This window comes from Pseudomonas sp. NBRC 111123 (genome assembly GCF_001320205.1).
In the GTDB taxonomy this organism is placed as follows: domain Bacteria; phylum Pseudomonadota; class Gammaproteobacteria; order Pseudomonadales; family Pseudomonadaceae; genus Aquipseudomonas; species Aquipseudomonas putida_J.
Genome location: NZ_BCAZ01000017.1, coordinates 67,911 through 89,320, shown reverse-complemented (window position 1 = coordinate 89,320; position 21,410 = coordinate 67,911). Strand labels below are relative to the sequence as shown.

The following is a 21,410-nucleotide window of genomic DNA, read 5'->3' as shown; positions in this document are numbered from 1 at the left end:
TTATTTAACTGCATTTTCTGAGACGCTCTTCACGTTGTAAAACGCGTGGAACTATGACCTACTATTAGTCTTACTCATGCTTCGAGGGCGTCATGTCGGAACGGATTCAAGCTTTGCACGCCCTGCGTGCCTTCGAGGTGGCCTCGCGCTACGGCTCGTTCACCCGCGCCGCCGAGGAGCTCGCCTTGACCCAGGGAGCGGTCAGCCATCACATCAAGACGCTCGAGTCCATGTTCGGCTGCGACCTGTTCGAGCGCCGCGGCCCCAAGTTGAGCCTCACCGAACATGGGCGGCTGCTGGCCCAAGAGTTGAAGGTCGGGTTCAAGATCATCGAAAACGCCTGTGCGCTGCTGCGCCAGGACCGCTACGGGCTGCGCTTGAAAGCCCCCTCGACACTGACCGTGCGCTGGCTGCTGCGGGCGCTGGACGGCTTCAAGAAGCTCGAAGACAACTGCAGCGTGCAGCTGTCGAGCGTGTGGATGGACATCGACTCGGTGGACTTCTATTCCGAGCCCTACGACTGCGCCATTCTTCTGGCCAACGGCCGTTTTCCGGCCGATGTCGAGAGCGTCAAGCTGTTCGATGAATGGCTGATTCCGGTGTGCCACCCGGACTACATGGCACAAGCGCAACCGGTGCTGGCCGACCTGCGCCAATGTGAGTTCTTGCACCCGTCACCGGACCGCCGCGACTGGCGGCGCTGGCTGGCGCGCATGGATGCGCTGGACATCAGCATCGACCAGGGCCAGGTGTTCGATACCCTCGACCAAGGCATTTCGGCTGCGCAGCAAGGCCTGGGCATTTCGGTGGTCGACCTGGTGCTGGCCAGTGCCGACCTCGCTGCCGGGCGCCTGGTGACGCCGTACAAGCATGCCGTGTCGACCGGTGACGGTTATTACATGACCTGGCTCAAGAGCAGCCCCAAGGCGCGGCAGATGCACAAGCTGCGCGAGTACCTGCTCGGCCAGGTGCCGCCGCTGGGCTACAAGGACATCAACTACCTGTACGGCTGAACACGCGCTCCAGCATGAAGTCGATGAACACCCGCAGCTTGGGTGGCACGTGGCGCCCGGACGGCCACAGCAGGTAGAAGCTGCCGCGCCGTTCGATGAAGCCGTCAAGCACGCTCACCAGGGTGCCAGCGGCCAGCTCGCGTCGCACGCTGAAGTCTGGCAGGCAGGTGATGCCACGGTGGTTGAGGGCGAAGCAGATACGCGTCTCGACATGGTTGCAGACCATCGATATGGGGATGTCGTAGCCCTGTTCCGGGTGCTCCTGGCGCAGCGGCCAGGTTTCCAGCTTGCCGTTGCTGGGGAAGCGGTAGTGCAGGCAGCTGTGTGCGCCGAGTTCGCGCGGGTGCAGCGGTGTGCCACGCGTGTGCAAGTACTCGGGCGAGGCCACCAGGCAGTGCTGGAAGTGCCCGAGAAATTTGGCATTGAGCCGTGAGTCCAGCGGCTGGCCGCCGCGCATCACCACATCGAAGCCTTCGCCGACGATATCGACCATGCGGTCGGTGAACTCCAGGTCCAGTTCCACCTCTGGGTAGCGTTCCATGAATTCGGCCAAGGCCGGCATCACCAACCCGGTCACCTGAGGCAGGCTTACGCGCAGGCGGCCGCGTGGTGTTTCGCTGGCCTGCGACAGTTCTTGTTCGGTGGCCTCGATCTCGGCCAGGATGCGCCGGCTGCGCTCGAGAAACAGCGTCCCCTCGGCGGTGAGGGTGATGCTGCGGGTGCTGCGGTGGAACAGGCGTACACCCAGGCGACTCTCAAGGCGCGCCACACGCTTGCCCACGGCCGAGGCACTGATCCCCAGCGACTGGCCGGCGGCGACGAAGCTGCGGGTTTCGGCGACCCGGTTGAAGACCATGAAGCCGCTGAGGCTGTCCATTGTGCGCTCCTGATTGCGGACACCGACGTCCTGGGTGAGCGGTATTGTAACCGTCTTTTTCCGCAATCTGGGGCCTTGCAGACTGTCGGCCTTGATCGAAACCACAAGGCATCCTGCAATGTCCCAGACATCCACTGCTTCTCTGACCCGCGCCGAACGCCTGCCCTTGAGCGGGCTGCTGGCGCTGGCCATGACCGGCTTCATCGCCATCCTCAGCGAGACCCTCCCGGCGGGCCTGCTCGACCAGATCGCCGATGGCATGCACATCAGCCAGGCCATGGCCGGGCAATGGGTGACCGCATACGCACTGGGTTCGTTGCTGACAGCCATCCCGCTGGTGACCCTGACCCAAGGCTGGTACCGGCGCCGAGCGCTCTTGCTGGCCATTGTCGGCTTTGTGCTGTTCAACGGCCTGACCGCCATTTCGCCTTCCAACACCCTGACCCTGCTGCTGCGCTTTCTCACCGGCGCCGCTGCCGGATTGGCCTGGGGCCTGATTGCCGGGCATGCCCGGCGCATGGTGCCAGCAGCACTGCAGGGGCGGGCGATGGCCGTGGCCATGCTCGGCCAGCCGATTGCGCTGTCATTGGGTTTGCCGATTGCCACATGGCTGGGAGCGGGGCTTGGCTGGCGCGCCACCTTCGCCCTGGTCACGCTGGTGGCGCTGCTGTTGGTGGCGTGGGTGCTCAAAGCTGTGCCTGATTATCCAGGGCAGGCCTCCGGCAGGCGCCCGTCAGCGTTGCAGGTACTGCGTACGCCAGGCGTGGCCCTGGTGCTGCTGGTGATCCTCACCTGGATCCTCGGCCACAACATGCTCTACACCTACATCGTGCCGTTGCTGGCCGCAGCGGGCATGGCGGCCGATATCGGCCAGGTGCTGATGCTGTTCGGCCTTTCGGCGCTGGCCGGGATCGGCCTGGTGGGCCTGCTGGTCGATCACCACCTGCGCACGCTGGTCGTACTGAGTCTGGCAGGGTTTGCCCTGGCTACCCTGTTGCTGGGGCAGGCCTGGCCATGGGCCATCTACCTGAGCGTTGCGCTATGGGGGGTGACCTACGGCGGCGCGCCGACCCTGTTGCAAACCGCCTGCGCCGATGCGGCGGGTGAGGGAGGCGATGTTGCGCAGTCGATGCTGGTGACGGTGTGGAACAGCGCCATTGCCCTGGGCGGGATCGTCGGTGGCCTGTTGTTGGCCGCGGTGGGCGTCGAGGCGTTCGGCAGTGTGGTGTTGGCACTGGTCGCAATCGCCTTGCTGGTGGTACTGGCAGCGCGCAGAAGCGGCTTCGTGGCGGGGCCGCGCTAGCGTAGAATCGTCTTTTTCAGCAGAGGTCGACGCGGTGGAGTTGCAGCAGGGCTTTGTCCTGACCCGGCATTGGCATGACACGCCCGATGGCACCTGTGTGGAATTCTGGCTGGCCACAGATGCCGGGCCACGGCTATTGCGCCTGGCCCCCCAGGAATCGGTGGCCTTCATCCCGCAGGCGCAGGCCGAACACGCTCGGGTATTGTTGGCCAAGGAAGCGGGCGCGCAGCTCAAGCCGCTGCGTTTGAAAGACTTTGACCAGCGCCCCATGCTCGGCCTCTACACCCGCCAGCACCGTCAGCTGATGCAGCTGGAGCAGCGCCTGCGTAACGCCGGCATCGATGTGTTCGAGGCTGATATCCGCCCCCCGGAGCGCTACCTGATGGAGCGCTTCATCACCGCCCCGGTGCAGTTCACCGGCAAGGTGGATGAGCACGGTGTGTACTGCGACGCCCAGCTCAAGCCGTGCCTGGACTACCGCCCAACCTTGCGCCTGGTGTCGCTGGACATCGAGACCAGCGAACGCGGCGAGCTTTACAGCATCGCGCTTGAAGGTTGTGGCCAGCGCCAGGTGTACATGCTCGGCCCGCCCAACGGCGAAGCCGGCGACCTGGATTTCGACCTGCGCTACTGTGCCGACCGTGCCGAGTTGCTGGTGTGCCTCAACCAATGGCTGGCCGAGCACGATCCAGATGCGATCATCGGCTGGAACCTGATCCAGTTCGACCTGCGCCTGCTGCACGAGCACGCCAAGCTGTTGCAAGTGCCGCTGGCGCTGGGGCGCAACGGCGCGCCGATGACCTTGCGCAGCCATGCCGGTGGTGGCCACGTGTTCGCCGATGCCCCAGGGCGCCTGCTGATCGACGGCATCGAAGCGCTGCGCTCGGCGACCTGGAGCTTCCCCTCGTTCAGCCTCGAAAGCGTCGCGCAGACCTTGCTCGGAGAAGGCAAGGCCATCGACACGCCTTACCAGCGCATGGACGAGATCAACCGCCGCTTCGCCGAAGACAAGCCTGCGCTTGCCCGCTACAACCTCAAGGACTGCGAGCTGGTCACGCGCATCTTCGCCCACACCCGGCTGCTCGACTTCCTGCTGGAGCGCTCATCGGTCACTGGCTTGGCGGTGGACCGCAGTGGCGGTTCGGTCGCCGCATTCTGCCACCTGTATATCCCGCACATGCACCGCATGGGCTTTGTCGCGCCCAGCCTTGGCAGCCGCCCGGAGGAAGCCAGCCCCGGCGGTTTCGTCATGGACTCGCGCCCAGGGCTGTACGACTCGGTGCTGGTTCTCGACTACAAAAGCCTGTATCCCTCGATTATCCGCACCTTCCTGATCGACCCGGTCGGTTTGGTCGAGGGCTTGCGCCTGGCCGATGACGAGCATTCGGTAGAAGGTTTTCGCGGCGGGCGCTTTTCGCGCACCGAGCATTGCCTGCCGGCCATCGTCGAGCGCGTTTGGCAGGGCCGGGAAGCGGCCAAACGCGAGGGCAATGCGCCGCTGTCGCAAGCGCTGAAGATCATCATGAATGCCTTTTACGGCGTGCTCGGCTCCAGTGGTTGCCGTTTCTTCGACCCACGCCTGGCCTCATCGATCACCATGCGTGGCCACCAGATCATGCGCCAGACCCGCGCGCTGATCGAAGCGCAGGGTTACGAGGTGATCTACGGCGACACCGATTCCACCTTCGTCTGGCTCAAGGGCGCCCATGGCGAAGAGGCGGCGGCGCGTATCGGCCATGATCTGGTGGCGCGGGTCAACCAGTGGTGGCGCGAGCACCTGCTGGCAACCGTGAAGCTGGAAAGTGCGCTGGAACTGCAGTTCGAGGTGCATTACCGGCGGTTCCTGATGCCGACCATCCGCGGTACAGAGGAGGGCAGCAAGAAGCGTTACGCCGGCTTGGTGCAGCGTGCAGACGGCAGCGAGGGCATGGTCTACAAGGGGCTGGAGTCGGTGCGTACCGACTGGTCGCCGTTGGCCCGTCAGTTCCAGCAGGCGCTGTACGAGCGTGTGTTCCGGGGCCAGCCGTATCGCGACTATGTGCGCGGCTTCGTGCAGCAGACCCTGGCCGGTGAGCTGGATGAGCTGCTGATCTATCGCAAGCGCCTGCGTCGCCCGTTGGCCGACTACCAGCGCAACGTCCCCCCCCATGTACGTGCGGCGCGTCTGGCCGATGAATACAACAGCCGCCTGGGCCGTGCCCGGCAATATCAGAATGGCGGCTGGATCAGCTACGTCATCACCACGGCAGGCCCTGAGCCGATGGAGAATCGCCAGTCGCCAATCGACTACGAGCACTACCTGAGCCGTCAACTGCAGCCGGTGGCAGATGCCATTCTGCCGTTTGTCGGTGATGATTTCGCGGCTTTGACAGACCGGCAACTGCTCTTGTTCTGAGTGCGGGCGTTAGCTATCTGGCACCTCGCCCAAGGTGCTCGACATAGGCTGGCTGCTTTCTTTCAGGAAGCAGCGAACATGGGCGCCTTACCACCCGACACTCCGCCGAATGGCGATACCCCAGCTACCGTTGCATTGCACGCCGACACGCCGCGGTTTCTCTCTCGGCACCAGCTTAGCGAGGCATTTCAGGATGAGGTCATTGGCAAACGCCTGCCCGACTGGATACGAAAAGTGCCGGTCGACCAATGGCCTGTGCTCAGTCAGGCGCTTGCCAGCAGCCTGAATTGCCGCCAGCGCCTGAACACGCTGCTGGCACGCATCGAGGGCATCGATCGGTTCGTCGCTTCGGCACTGGAGCGCGCGCTCGCCGAGCGACATGGCCTCAGGTGCAATGCACATCGGATGCGGTTCATTGCAGGCCGACGAGAACCGGTGATCAACACGCAACCGGTTGGCGTCCACCTGACTGAAGTGGTGTACGAAGAAAAGCCATTGCTGGAGGTGGTGCTGCGCAATTTCACCGCGGATCAGACCCAGGCGGGTGGACAACCCGCAGGCAACCGTCTGCTTGTGCCCTGTCGGGTCAGCGGTAGATTACCGACGGCTATCGAGTTTGCAGCCCTGTGCCGTGAGTTGGACCTGGGCGAGCGTTACCAGCGTCACCTCGATTCGATCCTGGAGCCTGCGGATGACAGCCAAAGCGTCAAGACGTTGCTGGTGGACGCATGCCGTCATGCCATGCTGGTGGACGCACACAAGGCCAGGCAGGACGGTCGCCTGGATGATAGTGAACTCAGGCTGTTGACAGCCATGTGCCGTGAACGCGTTCTGCTGCGCCTTGCCGGCGATCTGGTCGAGCCCAGGCGCCTGACCCTGTTGGGCTGCACGCTGGAGCAGGTGGTGGTGCTCGAAGTGATTGATCAGGGCGTTCTGTTCAACACCACCCGGCGCTTGCTGATGTATATACCCGGTGACCCGGTCGCTCCCTGGACTGCATTCGACAGTTTGAACGCGCTCAACCGTGAGCTGGGACACCGCTTACGCGTCAAGTCTTATCAGGGCTTTTTCAGCCGGTTCGTGCTTCGGCGTGACAGCCAGGCTTTCTTTGGCAGGGCGGTTCCCGTTTTCGACGACTTGCCGGTCTGGGCCAGCTTCGACCTGAAGCCGCAGTTGCGGCCTTATCCAGCCCCATTGTTCATTAGACTCGCCCAGTCGCGTATCAGGCAGATAAAAGAAGACGCGGCGACGATCGCCATGCCCGTGGCGCGTCTGGATCGCGACGCCCAGCGTGCCCACGACCAGCGTCTGGCTGCGGAAGGTTGGCTGTTGCTAAACGTTGCCGGGCTTTTCGTGCCAGGCATCGGTCTGGGGTTGCTTGCGTTGACCGTGTGGGAGGTGATGGGTGAGGTCTACCATGGCCTTGAGGCGCTGCACGAAAAGGACGCGCAGGAGGCGCTGGAGCACCTGAGCAATGTCGCCATCGACCTGGCGACGATCGCAGCCGCGGTCGTTGGTGTTACCGCGGTGCAGCGTGTGTGGTCACGTTCGGCGGTGGTCGATGCCATGCTGCCGGCACGCCTGGAAGACGGCAGCGTCAAGCTCTGGCAGCAGGACCTGGCGCCTTACCGTTCTGGCGTGCCAAGCGCTGCGGCATCGCGTGATGCCTTGGGCATCCTGCGCCTGGACGGGGCTGCATGGGTGGAAATGGATGGGCATCATTACCCCGTCGTCGAAGCTGACCCTGGCCAATGGCAACTGCGACCGCGCGACGGCAATGGGCCATCCTTGCGCCACAATGGCGCGGGTGCCTGGCGGGTGTGGAGCGAGCAGCCCGCGCAGTGGGATGACACTCGGCGGATGTTCCGTCGGCTGGGTGAACCGTTGAACCAGATGAGCGACGAACAGATCGACGAGGTGCTGAACATCCACGGGCTGGAGGCAGAGCACCTGCGCGCCTTGCATGTGTACGGTCGTGCCCCGGAGCCGGGCATGCTCGACACCGCCGAGCGCTGCCGGCTCGCGCAGCGCATCAGGCAGCTTGTTAACCGCTTGCGCGCAGGCCAGCAAGTCGAGGATGTCACCGTGTTGCAGCATGCCCGGCGCCTGCCGGGGGCAAGCGAGGCATCCGACCAGGCCTTGGCCGAATTGGCATGGACGCAGCGTCGCACGCTGCTCGGCCATCTGTATGATGCCGTGCAGGCCAGCGACAGTACGGCAAGTGCCACCCTGCGCAGAATGTTCCCCAGCTTGCATCCGCGTGCTGCGCAGGCATTGCTGGCGGCGGCCAGTGGTGAGGATCGGCGGCGCTTGCTGGAAACTGGCCGCGTGTCGTTGAGCCTGTCCGAGGCGGCCAGGCGCAGTGCCGCCAGCACCCGCGCTGTCAGGGTTTTCGAAGCCTTCTTCCTGGACACCCCACAAAACGCTGACCTGGCACGCGTGGTTCTCGCGCTTCTCAAATATCTGCCTGGTGCTGCAGAAGGGCTACGCTGGCGTCTGTTCGAAGGTTCGATGAACGGGCCGCTGCTGCTGGCGACCGAACAAGGTGTCGAGCCATTCGCGCTGGTGCACGCCTATGGCACCTTCCAACTGATCGATGGGCAAGGGCTTGCGCAGGGCAATGCGGGAGAGCTGTTCGAGGTGATGGCCGCCGCCTATTCGTCACAGCAGCGCCAGGCCATGCAGATTGGCGACCCTTTTGCGCACAATCTGCGAGTGATGCTGGCGCGCGAAGCCATCCGCCGTCGAGCCGAGGTGGTAAGTGTGCTCAGCCCATTGCGCCCCGGTGCTTTTCGCCCGCCACAGCGCTGGGCGCAGGGGCGGCTGGGTTATCCCTTGGGTGGCAGCAATTCGTCAGGGACCAGGACCAGGCGTGCCAACAGGTCCTTGGCAGCGATGTTGCGTGATCTGTACCCTTCGTTCAGCGATGAACAAGTGGCGGCGTGGGCAGCCAATGTCCAGCGTTCGAGGCGCCCGGTAGAGGATGTACTGTCGGCTCTGCGTCAGCAGTACACAGTGCTGCAGAATGTGCTCCGTGCCTGGGTCGCGCAGGCCGAAGGTGAAACGCAGCAAGATCGTGGCAATGTACGCGACACGTTGATCAACGGCTGGCGGCGAATGGTTACGGATGCAGAGTGCCACATCGACACTGAGGACAACTACCGGATTGTCATCTACAACAACCGGGTCGGGGATTTGCCGGAACTCCCGGCCCAGGTAAGTTTCCCCCATGTCTCCGACCTGTCATTGCTACGCCTGCAGCTTGAAGAGGTTCCGCAGAGTTTTCTCCTGGCATTCCCGCGTCTGCGCAGCCTGGACCTGGGTGGCAACCTGCTGACCCGGTTACCGCAGCCCTTGCTGCAGATGCCGCATTTACGGCAGTTGAGCCTGACCGACAACCAGATCGTGCTTACCATCAGCCAGGCCGCCACACTGGCCAGCGCCTCGACGCTCGAGTACATCGACCTGTCGTTCAACCCGCTGGGGCGTACATTCACCCTCAATGGCCTGGCCTCGCTGCGTTGGCTGAGCCTGCGCAGCACCGGGCTTACGCATTTCCCCCATGCGTTCAACAGCCGTGCAAACCTCTTGTTCATGGATATGCGGGAGAATCGTATCCGGCAGATTCCGGAGGAATTCTTCCGCTTGCCCATCGACATGCGCCGGCGCATCAGGCTAGCTGGAAACCCTCTGAGCGAAGCTGAGTCGCTGCGCCTTCAGGCCTCACTGTTCGCGCCTTTCCTGCCAGTTGACGAGGCGCTGCTCCAGGAGCAGTACGCACGGGCGCGCGAAGTGTGGGGCGACGCCATCGGCCCGCGTTACCGCGGTGTAATGATCGCGGCTTGGGAAGCGGTGGACGTTGGCGAACCTGCGAACCGCTTCTTTCGCGTGCTGCAGCAGTTGTTGCAGTCCGCCGATTTTCAGATCAATGCCCAGGCGCTCGCCCAGCGGATACTTGCGCTGCTGCAGGCGATGGCTACGGAGCCGGCATTGCGTGAAGAACTGTTGGCTGTTGCCAATGATGAGTGGGGCTGCCAGGACGGCGCCACCTGGTGCCTGAGCAATCTTGAGTTGAATGTGCTGGTTTGGCGGGCGCGCACCGATGTGCGGGGCAATACGGAGCAGGCTTTGCTGGCGCTTGGAGTACGCCTTTGGCGCCTGGATGAAGTCGACCGAATTGCCTTGCAGGACATTCTCCAACGCGGTGGCAACCCTGATGAAAGCGAGGTAGGGCTTGCCTATCGCGTCGGCTTGCGTACTCGGCTGAACCTGCCCATTGAAGTCGGGGATATGAGTTTTGGGCAAATAGCGGGCGTAACCGATGAGCAGCTGGAGCGAGCCGCCGCGCGGGTAGAGGAAAACCAGACGCAGGAAGAAATTGCTCGCTCGATGGTCGACCGCACATTCTGGCAGACGTACCTGGAGCGTGCCCACCCCGAACGTTTCCTCCAGCTCGACAGGCCTTTCCGGCGGCGCCTGGATGCCGTGCTGGACGATGACACGCTGACGGATGAAACCCGCCGCCTGCATGCCGATGCCATCCTTGGGGAACAACGTGCAGCCCGGCGTGGCCTGATGCTCGACCTGACGCTCAATGCGCTGCAAGTCGGGCCAGACGACCCTGCCATCGAGGCGCGCTGATACCGGTGACGGCTTTGGGCTATGCTCTATATCGATGGCAGCAGCGGCTGACAGCGGCGTCATTGGCCAGGGGCGGGCTGGAAATTACCAGTTACTTTTCCCTGGCCATCCCTTGTTCGAAGTGGTTTAGGCTCCAGATCGGATTTTTCTCCATGATCTGTAGTCATTGATATATCGGGACAATAAGGAGATTCGCATGCTCTTCCGGTCACTGACCCTCGCCACCTTGTTCGCTGTCGCCGGTCCGCTGTTTGCTGCCGACAGTGACGCGCCACTGGCCAAGGAGCTTGGCAAGGCCAGGCCATTGGTCGTTATCGCACCAAGCAGTGCCGACCCCACCTTGCGAGGGTTGAATGAAGCTCTCAAGGACCCTGCTACCCAGGCGGGTTTCAAAGAGCGCAACCTGGTGCTGTTCAGCGTTGCCCAGATGATGGGCAAGCGTGAAGACAAGAACCTTGAACAGCAGACTACGATGGCCCTTATTCGCGAGCTCAAGCTAGGTGCCAGCAAGGGTACCAAGGTGATCCTGGTGGGTATGGACGGTGAGCGTCACGTGCTCAAGGATGATGAGTCCGGCGAGAAGATCGACCCGCAGTTGATCTTCAAGGCCGTCGACGAGCTGCCAGCCAGCGAAAAGGCCGCGCGTGCGCCAGAACCCGTAGCGGCGGCCGCACCTGAACCCAAGGCCAAGGACAGCAAGCCGGCGAAGCCGGCCAAACCTGCCGCCCCGCCTAAACCCTTGGATGATTGAGTGGCGGCGACCTTCCCGAACGGTTGGCCGAGTCCTACATGGGCAGCCGAATCAGGCGATATCGGCCCATTCCCCTGAACGGTTGAATGGCTCCACATTCTCACCCCAAGTGGAGCTTCACCATGACGCAAGCATGCAACAAACTCGGGCTGTTCGGCGCTGCGCTTATCGGCAGCATGGCCATCGGCAGCCAGGCGTTCGCTGTCGAACCTCTGTCCCAGGGTTACGCGTTGGCTTCGGCCAAGACCCAGGGCGAGGGCAAGTGCGGAGAGGGCAAGTGCGGTGGCAGCGCCAAGGCCGGCCAGAGTGAAGGCAAGTGCGGTGAAGGTAAATGTGGCGGCAGTGGCAAGGCCGGCAAAAGCGAAGGCAAGTGCGGTGAAGGCAAATGTGGTGGCAGTGGCAACCACGCTGAAGGTTAATCCTTAACCGAATCCTTGAGAGATGTGGCAACGCCCCGCCTGCTGGTCAGGCGGGGCATTGTGCTTGTTATGGAGACTCAAAGATGAAAACCACGCCCATGCACGCCGGTCTCGGCCTGCGTCGCAGCCTGATGCCCGAGTTGCTGGCGCTGGACGCAGGTGCAGTGGACTTCCTGGAATGTGCCCCGGAAAACTGGATTGGTGTCGGTGGCGCCTTTGGCCGGGGCCTGGCACAGCTGGCCGAGCGCTTCCCCCTGGCCTGCCACGGCCTGTCGCTGTCGCTGGGCGGCAGCTTGCCACTGGATCGTGAACTGCTCGAGCAGATCCGCCGGTTCCTCGACCATCATCAGGTACACCTCTACAGCGAGCACCTGAGCTACTGCAGCGATGATGGTCACCTCTACGACCTGCTGCCGCTGCCTTTCACCGAAGCGTCCGTAAGGCACGTCAGCGCGCGTATTCGCCAGGTGCAGGATGTGCTGCAACGGCGCATAGCCATCGAAAACATCAGCTACTACGCCGCCCCCTACCAGGCGATGGAGGAGCTGGCGTTCATTCGGGCGGTGCTCGACGAAGCAGACTGCGAACTGCTGCTGGACGTCAACAATGTCTTCGTCAATGCCTGCAACCACGGGTACGACGCACTGGCATTTCTGCAGGGGCTTCCCGTGAAGCGGGTCACGGGCATGCATCTGGCGGGGCACCATGACGAAGCGCCCGACCTCAAGGTCGACACCCACGGCGCAGCGGTGAAGCCGCAGGTCTGGGCACTGTTCGCCAGTGCCTGCGAACGTTTTGGCATCCAGCCTACCGTGCTCGAACGCGACTTCAATTACCCGTCCATGGACGAGCTGCTGGCAGAAGTTGCGCACATTCGTACCGTGCAGCAGGAGGTGGTGCATGCACGAAGTTTTGCGTGAACAGCAACTCTGCCTGGCTCGTCACCTGCGAGACCCTGAACGCCATGCGCCACCGGTCGGTCTCGAAGACCGGCGTCTGAAGCTGTACAGGGAATTGTTCTACGGTGGTATCGAGGCGTTGCTGGCGGGGAGTTTTCCGGTGTTGTGCAAGACCCTGGGTGATCAGTGCTGGCATGCGCGAGTGCATGACTTCTACGCCAACTACCGCTGCCGCTCGCCCTTGTTTTCCCGGGTCGCGGATGCCTTCGTCGATTATCTGCAAGGCATCGAGCCAGACACCCCCTGGCAGCGGGAGCTGGCCCACTACGAGCTGATCGAATCGCAGTTGTACCTGAGCGATGCCCAGGATCCTGACCATGATCCGCACGGTGACCTGTTGCAAGGCGAGCCGTTGCTATCGAACACGGCAAGGGTGCTGGCCTATCGTTGGCCAGTGGAGCGCATCGGCCCGGCGTATCAGCCGGTTGAGCCGCCTCCCTTGCCGACTTTGCTGTTGGTCTATCGCGATGCCGCATTGCAGGTGCGTTTTGCCCGGCTTTCGCCCATGGCCTACCGTTTGCTGACCCAGGTTCAGGGCACGGGGCGGGAGCGTTTGCGTGCACTGGCTGCGGATCAGCAGGAGGGCTTGGCGCTCCTCGAAAACCTGCGTGACCAGGGTGTCGTCATCGGTACGCGATGACGGCTGAAGGGGCTGCCTGGCAGCCCCTCTGATCCTTACCCCATTACGCGGTTCCTGATCCAGTGATCCAGGCTCAAGCGCCCTGAGCCTTTGAGCAGCAGCGGCAGCAGGGCTACCAGATAGATGAGCGGCAATTTGAAGTTGCCGAAGCCCTGGTCAGTGATGGCATACCCCTGGGCCAGTTCTGCCAAGGTTGACCAGTGGCTGGGCCAATGCACTGCAGCAATCGCCACCACGGTCACCACCATCAGCCCGGCCGATGCCAGCCTTGTGCCCAGGCCAAGCAGCAGCAGCAGGGGGAGCAGCAGCTCCGCCCACATCGACAACTGCCAGTTGAACTCCGCCGGCAGCACATTGAAAGGAAACGGGAAGTTAGCCTGCAGATCGTCGAACCAGTTGCTGCCGTTGAATTTCTCCCAGCCGGACTCGAAAAACTCCCAGGCCAGGAACAGCCGCAACGGCAGGTCGGCGCTCCAGCTGCCGACGCGATCGAAGGTCATGAAAGTGCGGGTCAGTGTGGTCATAGTGGTCATCTCGTTTCAGGAAAGGGCAGAAGCAGTGCGGCGCTGCTGTTGGGCCAACTTGGCGGTGAGCTTGAGGGCCATGGCGCTGAACATCAGGGCGAACGCCAGTGGGTACCAGCCACCCATGGGGATACGTTTGTAGAACGACAGGCAGAACACCCCGGCCAATACCCACATGCCGGTGCTGTGCAGGGCTTTCCAGGCGCGCCCGCCGAGCAGGCGCATCGGCGCCTTGAACGAGGTCAGGGTGAGCAACAGCAGGAACAGGTAACCGATGCTGCCAGGCAGGCTCGTGGTGACCGTGCGCCCGGCCCAGAACAGCTCAGGGAATTGCTGGGCGTAGCGGTAGATCAGCAGGCCATGCACGGTATGCGAGAAGGCAAAGGCCAGACCCACGTAGCGCCGCTCGCGGAGCAACCGGCGGCTGCCGCTGCCAGGCAGGAAGGTGACCAGTGACGAGGCCAGGAACGCCAGCAGGAACAGCGCGAAAGAGCTGCGTGCAGTGGCGCGGATGGCACTGCGCAGGCCATCGGCACCGGGCGGATAGCTGAGCAGTACCGCGGCGGTCATGCACAGGATCAGGCCGGCCAAGGCGGCGAACAGCTTCCAGCCGGAGGGCAGGGTGAGCGGCTTCATGGGTGAGGTCTCCCGGGGTGTCGTTGTGTGACCGGGAGTGTGTGGGGGATGGGTATCTGCAGTGTGTCGGTGAAAGCGGCTTTGTGTATCGGACTGTAGCTCTTGAGGCTGTAAGGCGGCCCGTGCAGGCCGCCGCGTCTGTCGTTACAGCTCGATCTGCGCGCACAACCCGCCGCTTTTGCGGTTGCTCAAGGTCAATCGCCCGCCCATGGCTTGCGTCAGTTGCTGGGCAATGGCCAGCCCAAGGCCGGTACCGCCGGTACTGCGATTGCGGGAGCTCTCTACCCTGTAGAACGGCTTGAGTACTTCGTCCAGCTCTTCGGCGGGGATCCCGGGGCCTTCATCGAGTACCCGTATCAGCGTCTTGCCCCGCTCGCGGCTGACTTCAAGCTGTGCTTTGCCGGCGAACTTCAGGGCGTTGTCCACCAGGTTCACCAGCACGCGGCGCAACGCATGCGGGCGGGTTTCCAGCAGGCTGCCGGTATGTCCGTGGCGCTCCACCTGGGCGCCGCTGTCCTGGTAATCGAACACCACGCTGTCGAGGAAGGCATCGAGGTTGATCCGGCAGGGCGCCTCGGTGTTGATGTCCATGCTGCGGGCGTAGGCCACGCCTTCGCGCACCAGGTGCTCCATGGCGTCCAGGTCATGCCAGAGCTTGTCCTTTTCGCTGCCATCCTCCATGACCTCGACCCGCAGTTTCATACGTGTGATCGGTGTTTGCAGATCGTGGGAAATGGCCGCGAGTAATTGCATGCGTTCTTTCAAATAAGCGGCGATACGTGCCTGCAGCGCGTTGAAGGCTACGGCAGCGTACTGCACTTCGCGTGGGCCGCTTTCGTCCAGCTGCACGCCGGGCTTGTCCGGATCGAGGTCGTCCACCGCCTGTACCAGGCGTGTCAGCGGGCCGATAGCCAGGCGCACTGCCAGCCAGGTGCAGAACAGCAACACGCCGAGCTGGATCAGCAGTACCAGCGGCAACCAGCTCGCCACCGGCACCGGCGTGGGAGTGACATCGATGGTCAGTGGCGCGCCGTCGGCCAGGTGCAGGTGAACCTGAAAGTGCTGGGTCGGCCCGGGTATTGCCTGGAAGCGCAGCTTGTAACGGTCGCCGATCGCCTTGACGATCGATTCGGCAGCCATGGGCGGGTCGTCACTGGCCATCTGAGTGCCTGCCTGGCCCTGGTCCAGGCGGTAGCGATAGGTGTGACGTTCCAGGCGCGGCAGCCAGCTGGCGCGCTCGTCGGCAGGCAGCCGCTCGAAGATGGCCAGCGAGGTGGTGACGTCCTGTTCCAGGTGGCTGAGCATCATCGAGCGGCTGCTGACGTAGCGCTCGTAGGCCTGCAGGCTGAACGACAGACCATAGGCCAGGACCAGGCCGGTGATGAAGATCAACGCCAGGCGCGAGGCCAGGGTGCGTGGCCATTTCATGACGGCGTCTCGAGCAGTTGCACGGCCAGTGAGAACACATACCCCTCGCTGCGCACGGTCTTGATGCAGCTCGGCTCACGGGCGTCGTCGCCCAGGCGCTGGCGTAGGCGGCTGACCAGCAGATCGATGGAGCGGTCGAAGATGTCCGCCTCGCGGCCCTGGGTCAGGTTCAGCAGCTGTTCGCGGCTGAGCACCCGTTGCGGATGGTCGAGGAACACGCGCAGCAGCCGGTATTCGGCGCCACTGAGGGCCACCAGGGTGCCTTCGCTGTCGAGCAGGTGGCGGGCGGTAGTGTCCAGGCGCCACTGGCCAAAGGCGAGCAGGCGGCTGCTTTCGCTGATGGTCAGGTTGGGCGGCAGCATGCGTGTGCGGCGCAGTACGGCATTGATACGGGCCAGCAGTTCGCGGGCGGAGAAGGGTTTGGTCAGGTAGTCGTCGGCCCCCATTTCCAGGCCGATGATGCGGTCGGTCTCGTCATTGCGCGCGGTCAGCATCAGCACCGGCGTGTTGCGGTGTTTGCCGGCGCGCAGCTCGCGGCAAAGCAGCAGGCCGTCGTCGCCGGGCATCATGATGTCGAGCACGATCAGGTCGACGCTGTTGGCTTCGAGGAATGCGCGCATCTGCCGGCCGTCGCCGACGATGCTGGTGCGCAGGCCGTTTTTCTTCAGGTAGTTGCCGACCAGCTCGCGGATCTCACGGTCGTCGTCGACGATCAGGATGTGATCGACATGTTCCATTCGCGGTGTTCCTGTTCAGGGGGAGTGGGCGCAGTGTACCGAGCGCGTGGCGGCTTGCCTGTGGGGTTTTGTATTGCAGTGTATCTGCACCGGCTACAGATACAGGAGGAAGCAGATCACAGGATAAGGCGACACATGCGAGATACCTGGCAGGGGTGAAATGGCTAGCAACCGGGGAGCACTGATCCCCACCCCTGAAAGTGTTGCAAAGGAGACATGCCATGAACTTCAAGACTATCGCCAGCGCCAGCCTGTTCGCCGTGCTCAGCTTCGCGGCCGTTGCCGCCAATGCCAGCACCACATCGATGAACGATGCCAGCGTGATGCACTACCGCTACGGCGACCATCTGGACGTACAGAAAGTGCTGTCGGTGAAAGATGACCAGAGCAACGCCTGTGGCCCGGTCAAGACCCGCATGGATTACCTCGATTCAAAGGGCCAGAAAGAGAGCGTTGAATACCGCACCTACGCCACGAGCGGTTGCCATGACAACTGATCGTCGGCTGTTGTTGAAAGTGGGGGGCGTGGCCCTGGCGCTGGTTGGCCTGGGCCTGGCCGGAGGGCAACTGATGGCTCGCGAACGTTACGGCGCCATGCCGTCGCTGGCCGGGGCCAGCCAATGGCTCAACTCGCCGCCGCTGGATAGCCAGGCGCTCAAGGGCAAGGTGGTGCTGGTGGATTTCTGGACCTGGGACTGCATCAACTGCCAGCGCAGCCTGCCGCACGTCAACGACTGGGCGCGGCGTTATGCCGACCAAGGCTTGGTGGTGGTGGGGGTGCATACGCCGGAATACGACTACGAGCATGATGTGGGCCAGTTGAAGAGCAAAGTGGCCCGCCTCGGTATCGCGTATCCGGTGGCGGTGGACAACGATTACCACGTGTGGAATGCCTGGGGTAACCAGTTCTGGCCGGCGCACTACTTTGTCGATCGCCAGGGGCAGGTGCGGCATGTGCACTTTGGCGAGGGTGACTATGCCGGGCAGGAGAAAGTCATACAGGCGCTGCTGGATGAAAAAAGTTAGATCGGTGTTTGCCCCTTCGCGGGCAAGCCCGCTCCCACAGGTGAAACGCCGACTTCAATGCCTGCGGTGAACCTGTGGGAGCGGGCTTGCCCGCGAAAAGGGTGTTGCGGTCTGTCAGGAGAGGCTGGCGAAATGCGCCTGCATCCGCTCGGCGTCTGCCGGTTTGCCACTGAACAGCTCGAACGCCTTGACTGCCTGGAACACCGCCATGTTGCTGCCATCCAGCGTGCGGCAACCCAGCGCTCGCGCCGCTTTCAGCAGTTCGGTCTCTAGCGGGAAGTAGATGATCTCAGCCACCCACAAGCGCGGGTGAAGCAGCTCCACCGGTAGTGGCGTACCCGGCAATTTGGCCATGCCCACCGGCGTGGTGTTGACCAGGCCATCGGCCTCGGCCACTTCCCCTGCAAGGTCTTCGCCCAGTACCGCTCGACCCGCACCGAAATGGCCATTGAGGTTGTCGACCAGCGCCTGGGCGCGCGCCGCGTCCACTTCGAACAGCACCAGTTGCTCGACCCCTTCGCTCAGCAGCGCATGGGCCACTGCCGAGCCGGCGCCGCCAGCGCCCATTTGCACCACGCGTCGGCGCGACACATCCGGCAGGCCGCGGCGCAGGCCTTCGGCAAAGCCCAGGCAGTCAGTGTTGTGACCCACCCGCTTGCCGTCCTTGAGCACCACAGTATTCACCGCACCAATCCCGCGTGCCTCGTCCGACAGCTCATCGAGCAGCGGCAGGATCGCCTGCTTGAACGGGAAGGTGATGTTGAGCCCGGTAAAACCGGTGTGCTGGGCAGCATCGAGCAGCTGTGCCAGGGCGCTGTCTTCGAGCTGGAGCTGGTCGGCGTCAATCAGGCGATAGAGGTAGCGCAGGTGCTGGGCGTCGCCTTCGTGCTCGTGCAGGGCAGGGGTGCGCGACAGCTGGATGCCACGGCCGATCAGGCCGGCAAGGATGGCAGGCTGGCTCATGCGCGTGGCTCCTGGAGCATCTGGGCAAAGTAGCTCAGGGCCATGCGGTAGCCATGGCTGCCCAGGCCGCAGATCACGCCGACGGCTATCGACGAAACGAACGACAGGTGGCGGAACGGTTCGCGCTTGTGCACGTTGGACAGGTGCACTTCGATCACCGGCAGTTCGCTGGCCACCAGGGCGTCGCGAATCGCCACCGAGGTGTGGGTCCAGGCACCGGGATTGATCACGATACCGGCACAGCGACCGCGGGCGGCGTGGATCCAGTCGATCAGTTCGCCTTCGTGGTTGGTCTGGCGGAATTCGATTTCCAGGCCGTGGGCTTGGGCAGTGTCGGCGCAACCCTGGGCCAGGTCGGCAAGGGTTTCATGGCCATACTGGGTGGGTTCGCGGGTCCCCAGCATGTTCAGGTTGGGGCCATTGAGCACGAGAATAAGGGGCGTCATGACGGGCATCGCTTTGTTGTTGTTGAATGTCTCTATGTTTGTACCGGGTGGTTAATTCCGTCAATTGGGTCGGCTGTCGCAGGAGGGCAAAGTGGGCGATTATCGGACTTGTTTACGTTGCCAGCCGGATTACAGAATTGTAATTTTCACGCCACCGCCCCGATAACCGCCCGTCCTTACAGTTCCTCGCCAACGCTCGCCGACGAGGACGCCCGAAGTGCCCACCCCCCGCAAGATCGCCTTGCTCAGCCTGTTGCTGGCGGCCACCGCCAGTGCCCAGGCCGGGCAAGGCATGAGCCTGCCCGAGGCGCTGAGCGCCGCCTTTGCCTACAACCCTGAACTGGCCGCAGCTGGCCGCGCAATCGGTATTGCCGAGGGGGAGCGGCGCCAGGCCGGGTTGCTCCCGAACCCGGAACTGGCCTGGGAAATGGAGGACACCCGCCGCGAGACCAGCACCAGCACCGTTACCCTCAGCCAGCCATTGGAGCTGGGCGGCAAGCGCGGTGCGCGCATCGCTGTGGCCGGTGCCGGCCAGGCCATTGCCCAGCTGGACCTGGAGCGCCAGCGCAATGGCCTGCGTGCCGACGTGGTCCAGGCTTATCACGCCGCCCTGCGCGCGCAGACTGCCGTGGAACTGGCGCAGCAGTCGCAGGCGCTGACCGAACGCGGATTGCGGGTGGTGCAGGGCCGGGTCAGCGCAGGCCAGTCATCGCCGGTGGAAGCCACCCGCGCGCAGGTGCAGCTGGCTCAGGCTCAGGCCGAGGTACGTCGCGCCGAAACCCAACGTACGGTGGCCTACCAGGCGCTGTCACGCTTGACCGGCAGCCCGCTGGCGACCTTCGACGCGTTGCAGGCGAGCAACCTGTCACCCGGCCAGGCCCCTTCAGCCGACACCTTGCTTGCCCAGGTCGAACAGACCGCCGAATGGCGCCTGGCAGCTGCCCAGGTCGAGCGTGGCGAAGCGTCGCTGGGCTCGGAAAAGGCCCTGCGCATTCCCAACCTCACCGTCAGCGTCGGCAGCCAGTACAGCCGCGAAGACCGCGAGCGGGTCAACGTGGTGGGCCTGTCGATGCCCTTGCCATTGTTCGACCGCAACCAGGGCAACGTGCTGGCCGCTGCACGCCGCGCCGACCAGGCCCGCGACCTGCGCAATGCGGTGGAGCTGCGCCTGCGCAGTGAAACCCGCAGCGCCGTCGATCAGTGGCGCACCGCGATGCAGGAGGTGCAGGCCTACGACCGCACCATCCTGCCGTCGGCGCAGCAGGCCGTGGACACCGCGACCCGTGGCTTCGAAATGGGCAAGTTCGCCTTCCTCGACGTGCTCGATGCCCAACGCACGTTGATCGATGCGCGCGGGCTGTACCTCGAGGCACTGGCCGCAGCAACCGATGCACGGGCGCAGGTCGAGCGGATCTACGGCGACCTTGAAGGTTTGAGCAAAAATTCGAGCAGCAGGAGCAACAATGACTAACCCCCGCAAACTCGCTCTTCTGGCCGCTGTCATTGCCGTGCTCGGCGTGGGTGGCCTGGCCTGGACCGGCAACTCAAGCCAGGCCAGCAAAGGCGAAGACAGCCATGGCCACGGCATCGAAGGTGCTGAAGAACACCAGGAAAAGGAAGGCGCACTGCACCTGTCGATCGCCCAGATCGAGTCGGCCGGCATCCAGCTTGCTACGGCCGCCCCGCGCGAACTGGGCAGCGCTATCAGCTTCCCTGGCGAGATCCGTTTCGACGAAGACCGCACGGCCCATGTGGTACCACGGGTGCCGGGTGTGGTCGAGGCGGTGCAGGCCGAACTCGGCCAGGCGGTCAAGCGCGGCCAGGTACTGGCAGTGATCGCCAGCCAGCAGATCTCCGACCTGCGCAGCGAGCAGCAGGCCGCCCAGCATCGTCTCGAACTGGCGCGCCTGACCTTCCAGCGCGAGCAGCAACTGTGGCAGGAACGCATCAGCGCCGAGCAGGACTACCTGCAGGCGCGCCAGGCCTTGCAAGAGGCCGAGATCGCCCTGGCCAATGCCCGGCAGAAGGTGGCAGCAGTCGGCCCGGCCGGTGCCGGAAACCGCTACGAATTGCGCGCCCCCTTCGATGCCGTGGTGGTGGAAAAGCACCTGACCGTGGGCGAGGTGGTCGACGAGACCAGCAATGCCTTCACCCTGTCGGACCTCAGCCGGGTCTGGGCCACCTTCGCGGTCGCACCGCGCGACCTGGCGCGGGTCACCACTGGGCGCAGCGTGACCGTCAGCGCGCCGGACCTCGGCGCAGAAGTCGAAGGCAAGGTCAACTACGTCGGCAGCCTGCTCGGCGAGCAGAACCGCGCCGCCACGGTGCGCGCCACCCTGGCCAACCCCAACGGTGCCTGGCGCCCCGGGCTGTTCGTCAGCGTCGCGGTCAATGTCGAGCGCTTCAATGCCGCCGTCGTCGTGCCCGAGAGCGCCTTGCAGAACTGGGAGGAGCAGACAGTGGTGTTCGCCCGCACCGACGAAGGGTTCGAGGCCCGCCCGGTGAAGACCGGCCGCCGCGACGCTGGCCAGGTGGAAATCACCGCAGGCCTGGCGGCCGGCACGCAGGTGGCTGCCGCCGGCAGCTTTGTCCTCAAGTCCGAGCTCGGCAAGGCTTCTGCCGAGCACAGCCATTGATCGCGGGGACGCTTGC

General features: G+C 63.8%; 18 protein-coding genes and 1 pseudogene. 12 read left to right on the top strand and 7 right to left on the bottom strand.

The window, feature by feature from the left end:
- The first annotated feature begins 92 nt into the window (after nt 1-92).
- A complete protein-coding gene (locus APH27_RS11410) occupies nt 93-1,013 on the top strand; it encodes a LysR substrate-binding domain-containing protein (protein ID WP_027919865.1) in 921 nt (306 codons plus the stop codon).
- On the opposite strand, the gene APH27_RS11405 is transcribed toward APH27_RS11410, so the two are convergent.
- Nucleotides 994-1,890, bottom strand: coding sequence for a LysR family transcriptional regulator (locus APH27_RS11405; RefSeq protein WP_027919866.1), 897 nt, complete (start codon nt 1,888-1,890; stop codon nt 994-996). The two genes, APH27_RS11410 and APH27_RS11405, sit on opposite strands and share 20 nt — an antisense overlap.
- Before the next feature lie 118 nt (nt 1,891-2,008).
- On the opposite strand from APH27_RS11405, the gene APH27_RS11400 reads away from it, so the two are divergent.
- From APH27_RS11400 to APH27_RS11370, 7 genes and pseudogenes are all read left to right on the top strand, one after another.
- Entirely contained in the window at nt 2,009-3,193 is a 1,185-nt protein-coding gene (locus tag APH27_RS11400; RefSeq protein WP_060484851.1) for an MFS transporter, read from the top strand.
- Nucleotides 3,194-3,227: 34 nt separating this feature from the next.
- Nucleotides 3,228-5,588, top strand: a complete 2,361-nt coding sequence (locus APH27_RS11395; protein WP_060484850.1) for a DNA polymerase II — start codon at nt 3,228-3,230, stop codon at nt 5,586-5,588.
- 78 nt (nt 5,589-5,666) lie between these two features.
- Complete coding sequence (locus tag APH27_RS11390; protein ID WP_082435090.1) at nt 5,667-10,229, top strand: NEL-type E3 ubiquitin ligase domain-containing protein; 4,563 nt, start codon at nt 5,667-5,669, stop codon at nt 10,227-10,229.
- A gap of 196 nt (nt 10,230-10,425) precedes the next feature.
- On the top strand, nt 10,426-10,980 hold the full coding sequence (locus APH27_RS11385) for a DUF4174 domain-containing protein (protein WP_060484849.1): 555 nt from the start codon (nt 10,426-10,428) through the stop codon (nt 10,978-10,980).
- Nucleotides 10,981-11,102: 122 nt separating this feature from the next.
- Nucleotides 11,103-11,372, top strand: a pseudogene (locus APH27_RS11380) (hypothetical protein); the annotation flags it as partial.
- A gap of 110 nt (nt 11,373-11,482) precedes the next feature.
- Complete coding sequence (locus APH27_RS11375) at nt 11,483-12,319, top strand: DUF692 domain-containing protein (RefSeq protein WP_060484848.1); 837 nt, start codon at nt 11,483-11,485, stop codon at nt 12,317-12,319.
- Nucleotides 12,300-12,998, top strand: coding sequence for a DUF2063 domain-containing protein (locus tag APH27_RS11370; protein ID WP_060484847.1), 699 nt, complete (start codon nt 12,300-12,302; stop codon nt 12,996-12,998). The genes APH27_RS11375 and APH27_RS11370 overlap by 20 nt, the downstream gene beginning before the upstream one ends.
- 35 nt (nt 12,999-13,033) lie before the next feature.
- On the opposite strand, the gene APH27_RS11365 is transcribed toward APH27_RS11370, so the two are convergent.
- The 4 genes from APH27_RS11365 to APH27_RS11350 form a co-directional block, all read right to left on the bottom strand.
- On the bottom strand, nt 13,034-13,522 hold the full coding sequence (locus APH27_RS11365; RefSeq protein WP_060484846.1) for a DoxX family protein: 489 nt from the start codon (nt 13,520-13,522) through the stop codon (nt 13,034-13,036).
- Between the two features lie 15 nt (nt 13,523-13,537).
- A complete protein-coding gene (locus APH27_RS11360) occupies nt 13,538-14,158 on the bottom strand; it encodes a ferric reductase-like transmembrane domain-containing protein (RefSeq protein ID WP_060484845.1) in 621 nt (206 codons plus the stop codon).
- 144 nt (nt 14,159-14,302) lie between these two features.
- A complete protein-coding gene (locus APH27_RS11355; protein ID WP_060484844.1) occupies nt 14,303-15,586 on the bottom strand; it encodes a HAMP domain-containing sensor histidine kinase in 1,284 nt (427 codons plus the stop codon).
- A complete protein-coding gene (locus APH27_RS11350) occupies nt 15,583-16,323 on the bottom strand; it encodes a response regulator (RefSeq protein ID WP_027919875.1) in 741 nt (246 codons plus the stop codon). The genes APH27_RS11355 and APH27_RS11350 overlap by 4 nt, the downstream gene beginning before the upstream one ends.
- A 221-nt stretch (nt 16,324-16,544) precedes the next feature.
- Here APH27_RS11350 and APH27_RS11345 point away from each other — a divergent pair, with 221 nt between their 5' ends.
- Nucleotides 16,545-16,820 carry a DUF2790 domain-containing protein gene (locus tag APH27_RS11345; RefSeq protein WP_027919876.1) on the top strand — a complete coding sequence of 92 codons (276 nt, stop codon included), beginning with the start codon at nt 16,545-16,547 and terminating at the stop codon, nt 16,818-16,820.
- Nucleotides 16,810-17,349: a thioredoxin family protein gene (locus APH27_RS11340; RefSeq protein WP_060484843.1), complete on the top strand. Its 540-nt coding sequence runs from the start codon at nt 16,810-16,812 to the stop codon at nt 17,347-17,349. Before APH27_RS11345 ends, APH27_RS11340 begins: the two co-directional genes overlap by 11 nt.
- Before the next feature lie 114 nt (nt 17,350-17,463).
- Here APH27_RS11340 and APH27_RS11335 read toward each other — a convergent pair whose 3' ends face one another.
- Complete coding sequence (locus APH27_RS11335; RefSeq protein WP_060484842.1) at nt 17,464-18,312, bottom strand: shikimate dehydrogenase; 849 nt, start codon at nt 18,310-18,312, stop codon at nt 17,464-17,466.
- Nucleotides 18,309-18,758 carry a type II 3-dehydroquinate dehydratase gene (aroQ, locus tag APH27_RS11330; protein ID WP_060484841.1) on the bottom strand — a complete coding sequence of 150 codons (450 nt, stop codon included), beginning with the start codon at nt 18,756-18,758 and terminating at the stop codon, nt 18,309-18,311. Before aroQ ends, APH27_RS11335 begins: the two co-directional genes overlap by 4 nt.
- A gap of 217 nt (nt 18,759-18,975) precedes the next feature.
- On the opposite strand from aroQ, the gene APH27_RS11325 reads away from it, so the two are divergent.
- A complete protein-coding gene (locus APH27_RS11325) occupies nt 18,976-20,229 on the top strand; it encodes a TolC family protein (protein WP_060484840.1) in 1,254 nt (417 codons plus the stop codon).
- Nucleotides 20,222-21,394 carry an efflux RND transporter periplasmic adaptor subunit gene (locus tag APH27_RS11320; RefSeq protein WP_060484839.1) on the top strand — a complete coding sequence of 391 codons (1,173 nt, stop codon included), beginning with the start codon at nt 20,222-20,224 and terminating at the stop codon, nt 21,392-21,394. The genes APH27_RS11325 and APH27_RS11320 overlap by 8 nt, the downstream gene beginning before the upstream one ends.
- Nucleotides 21,395-21,410: the final 16 nt, after the last annotated feature.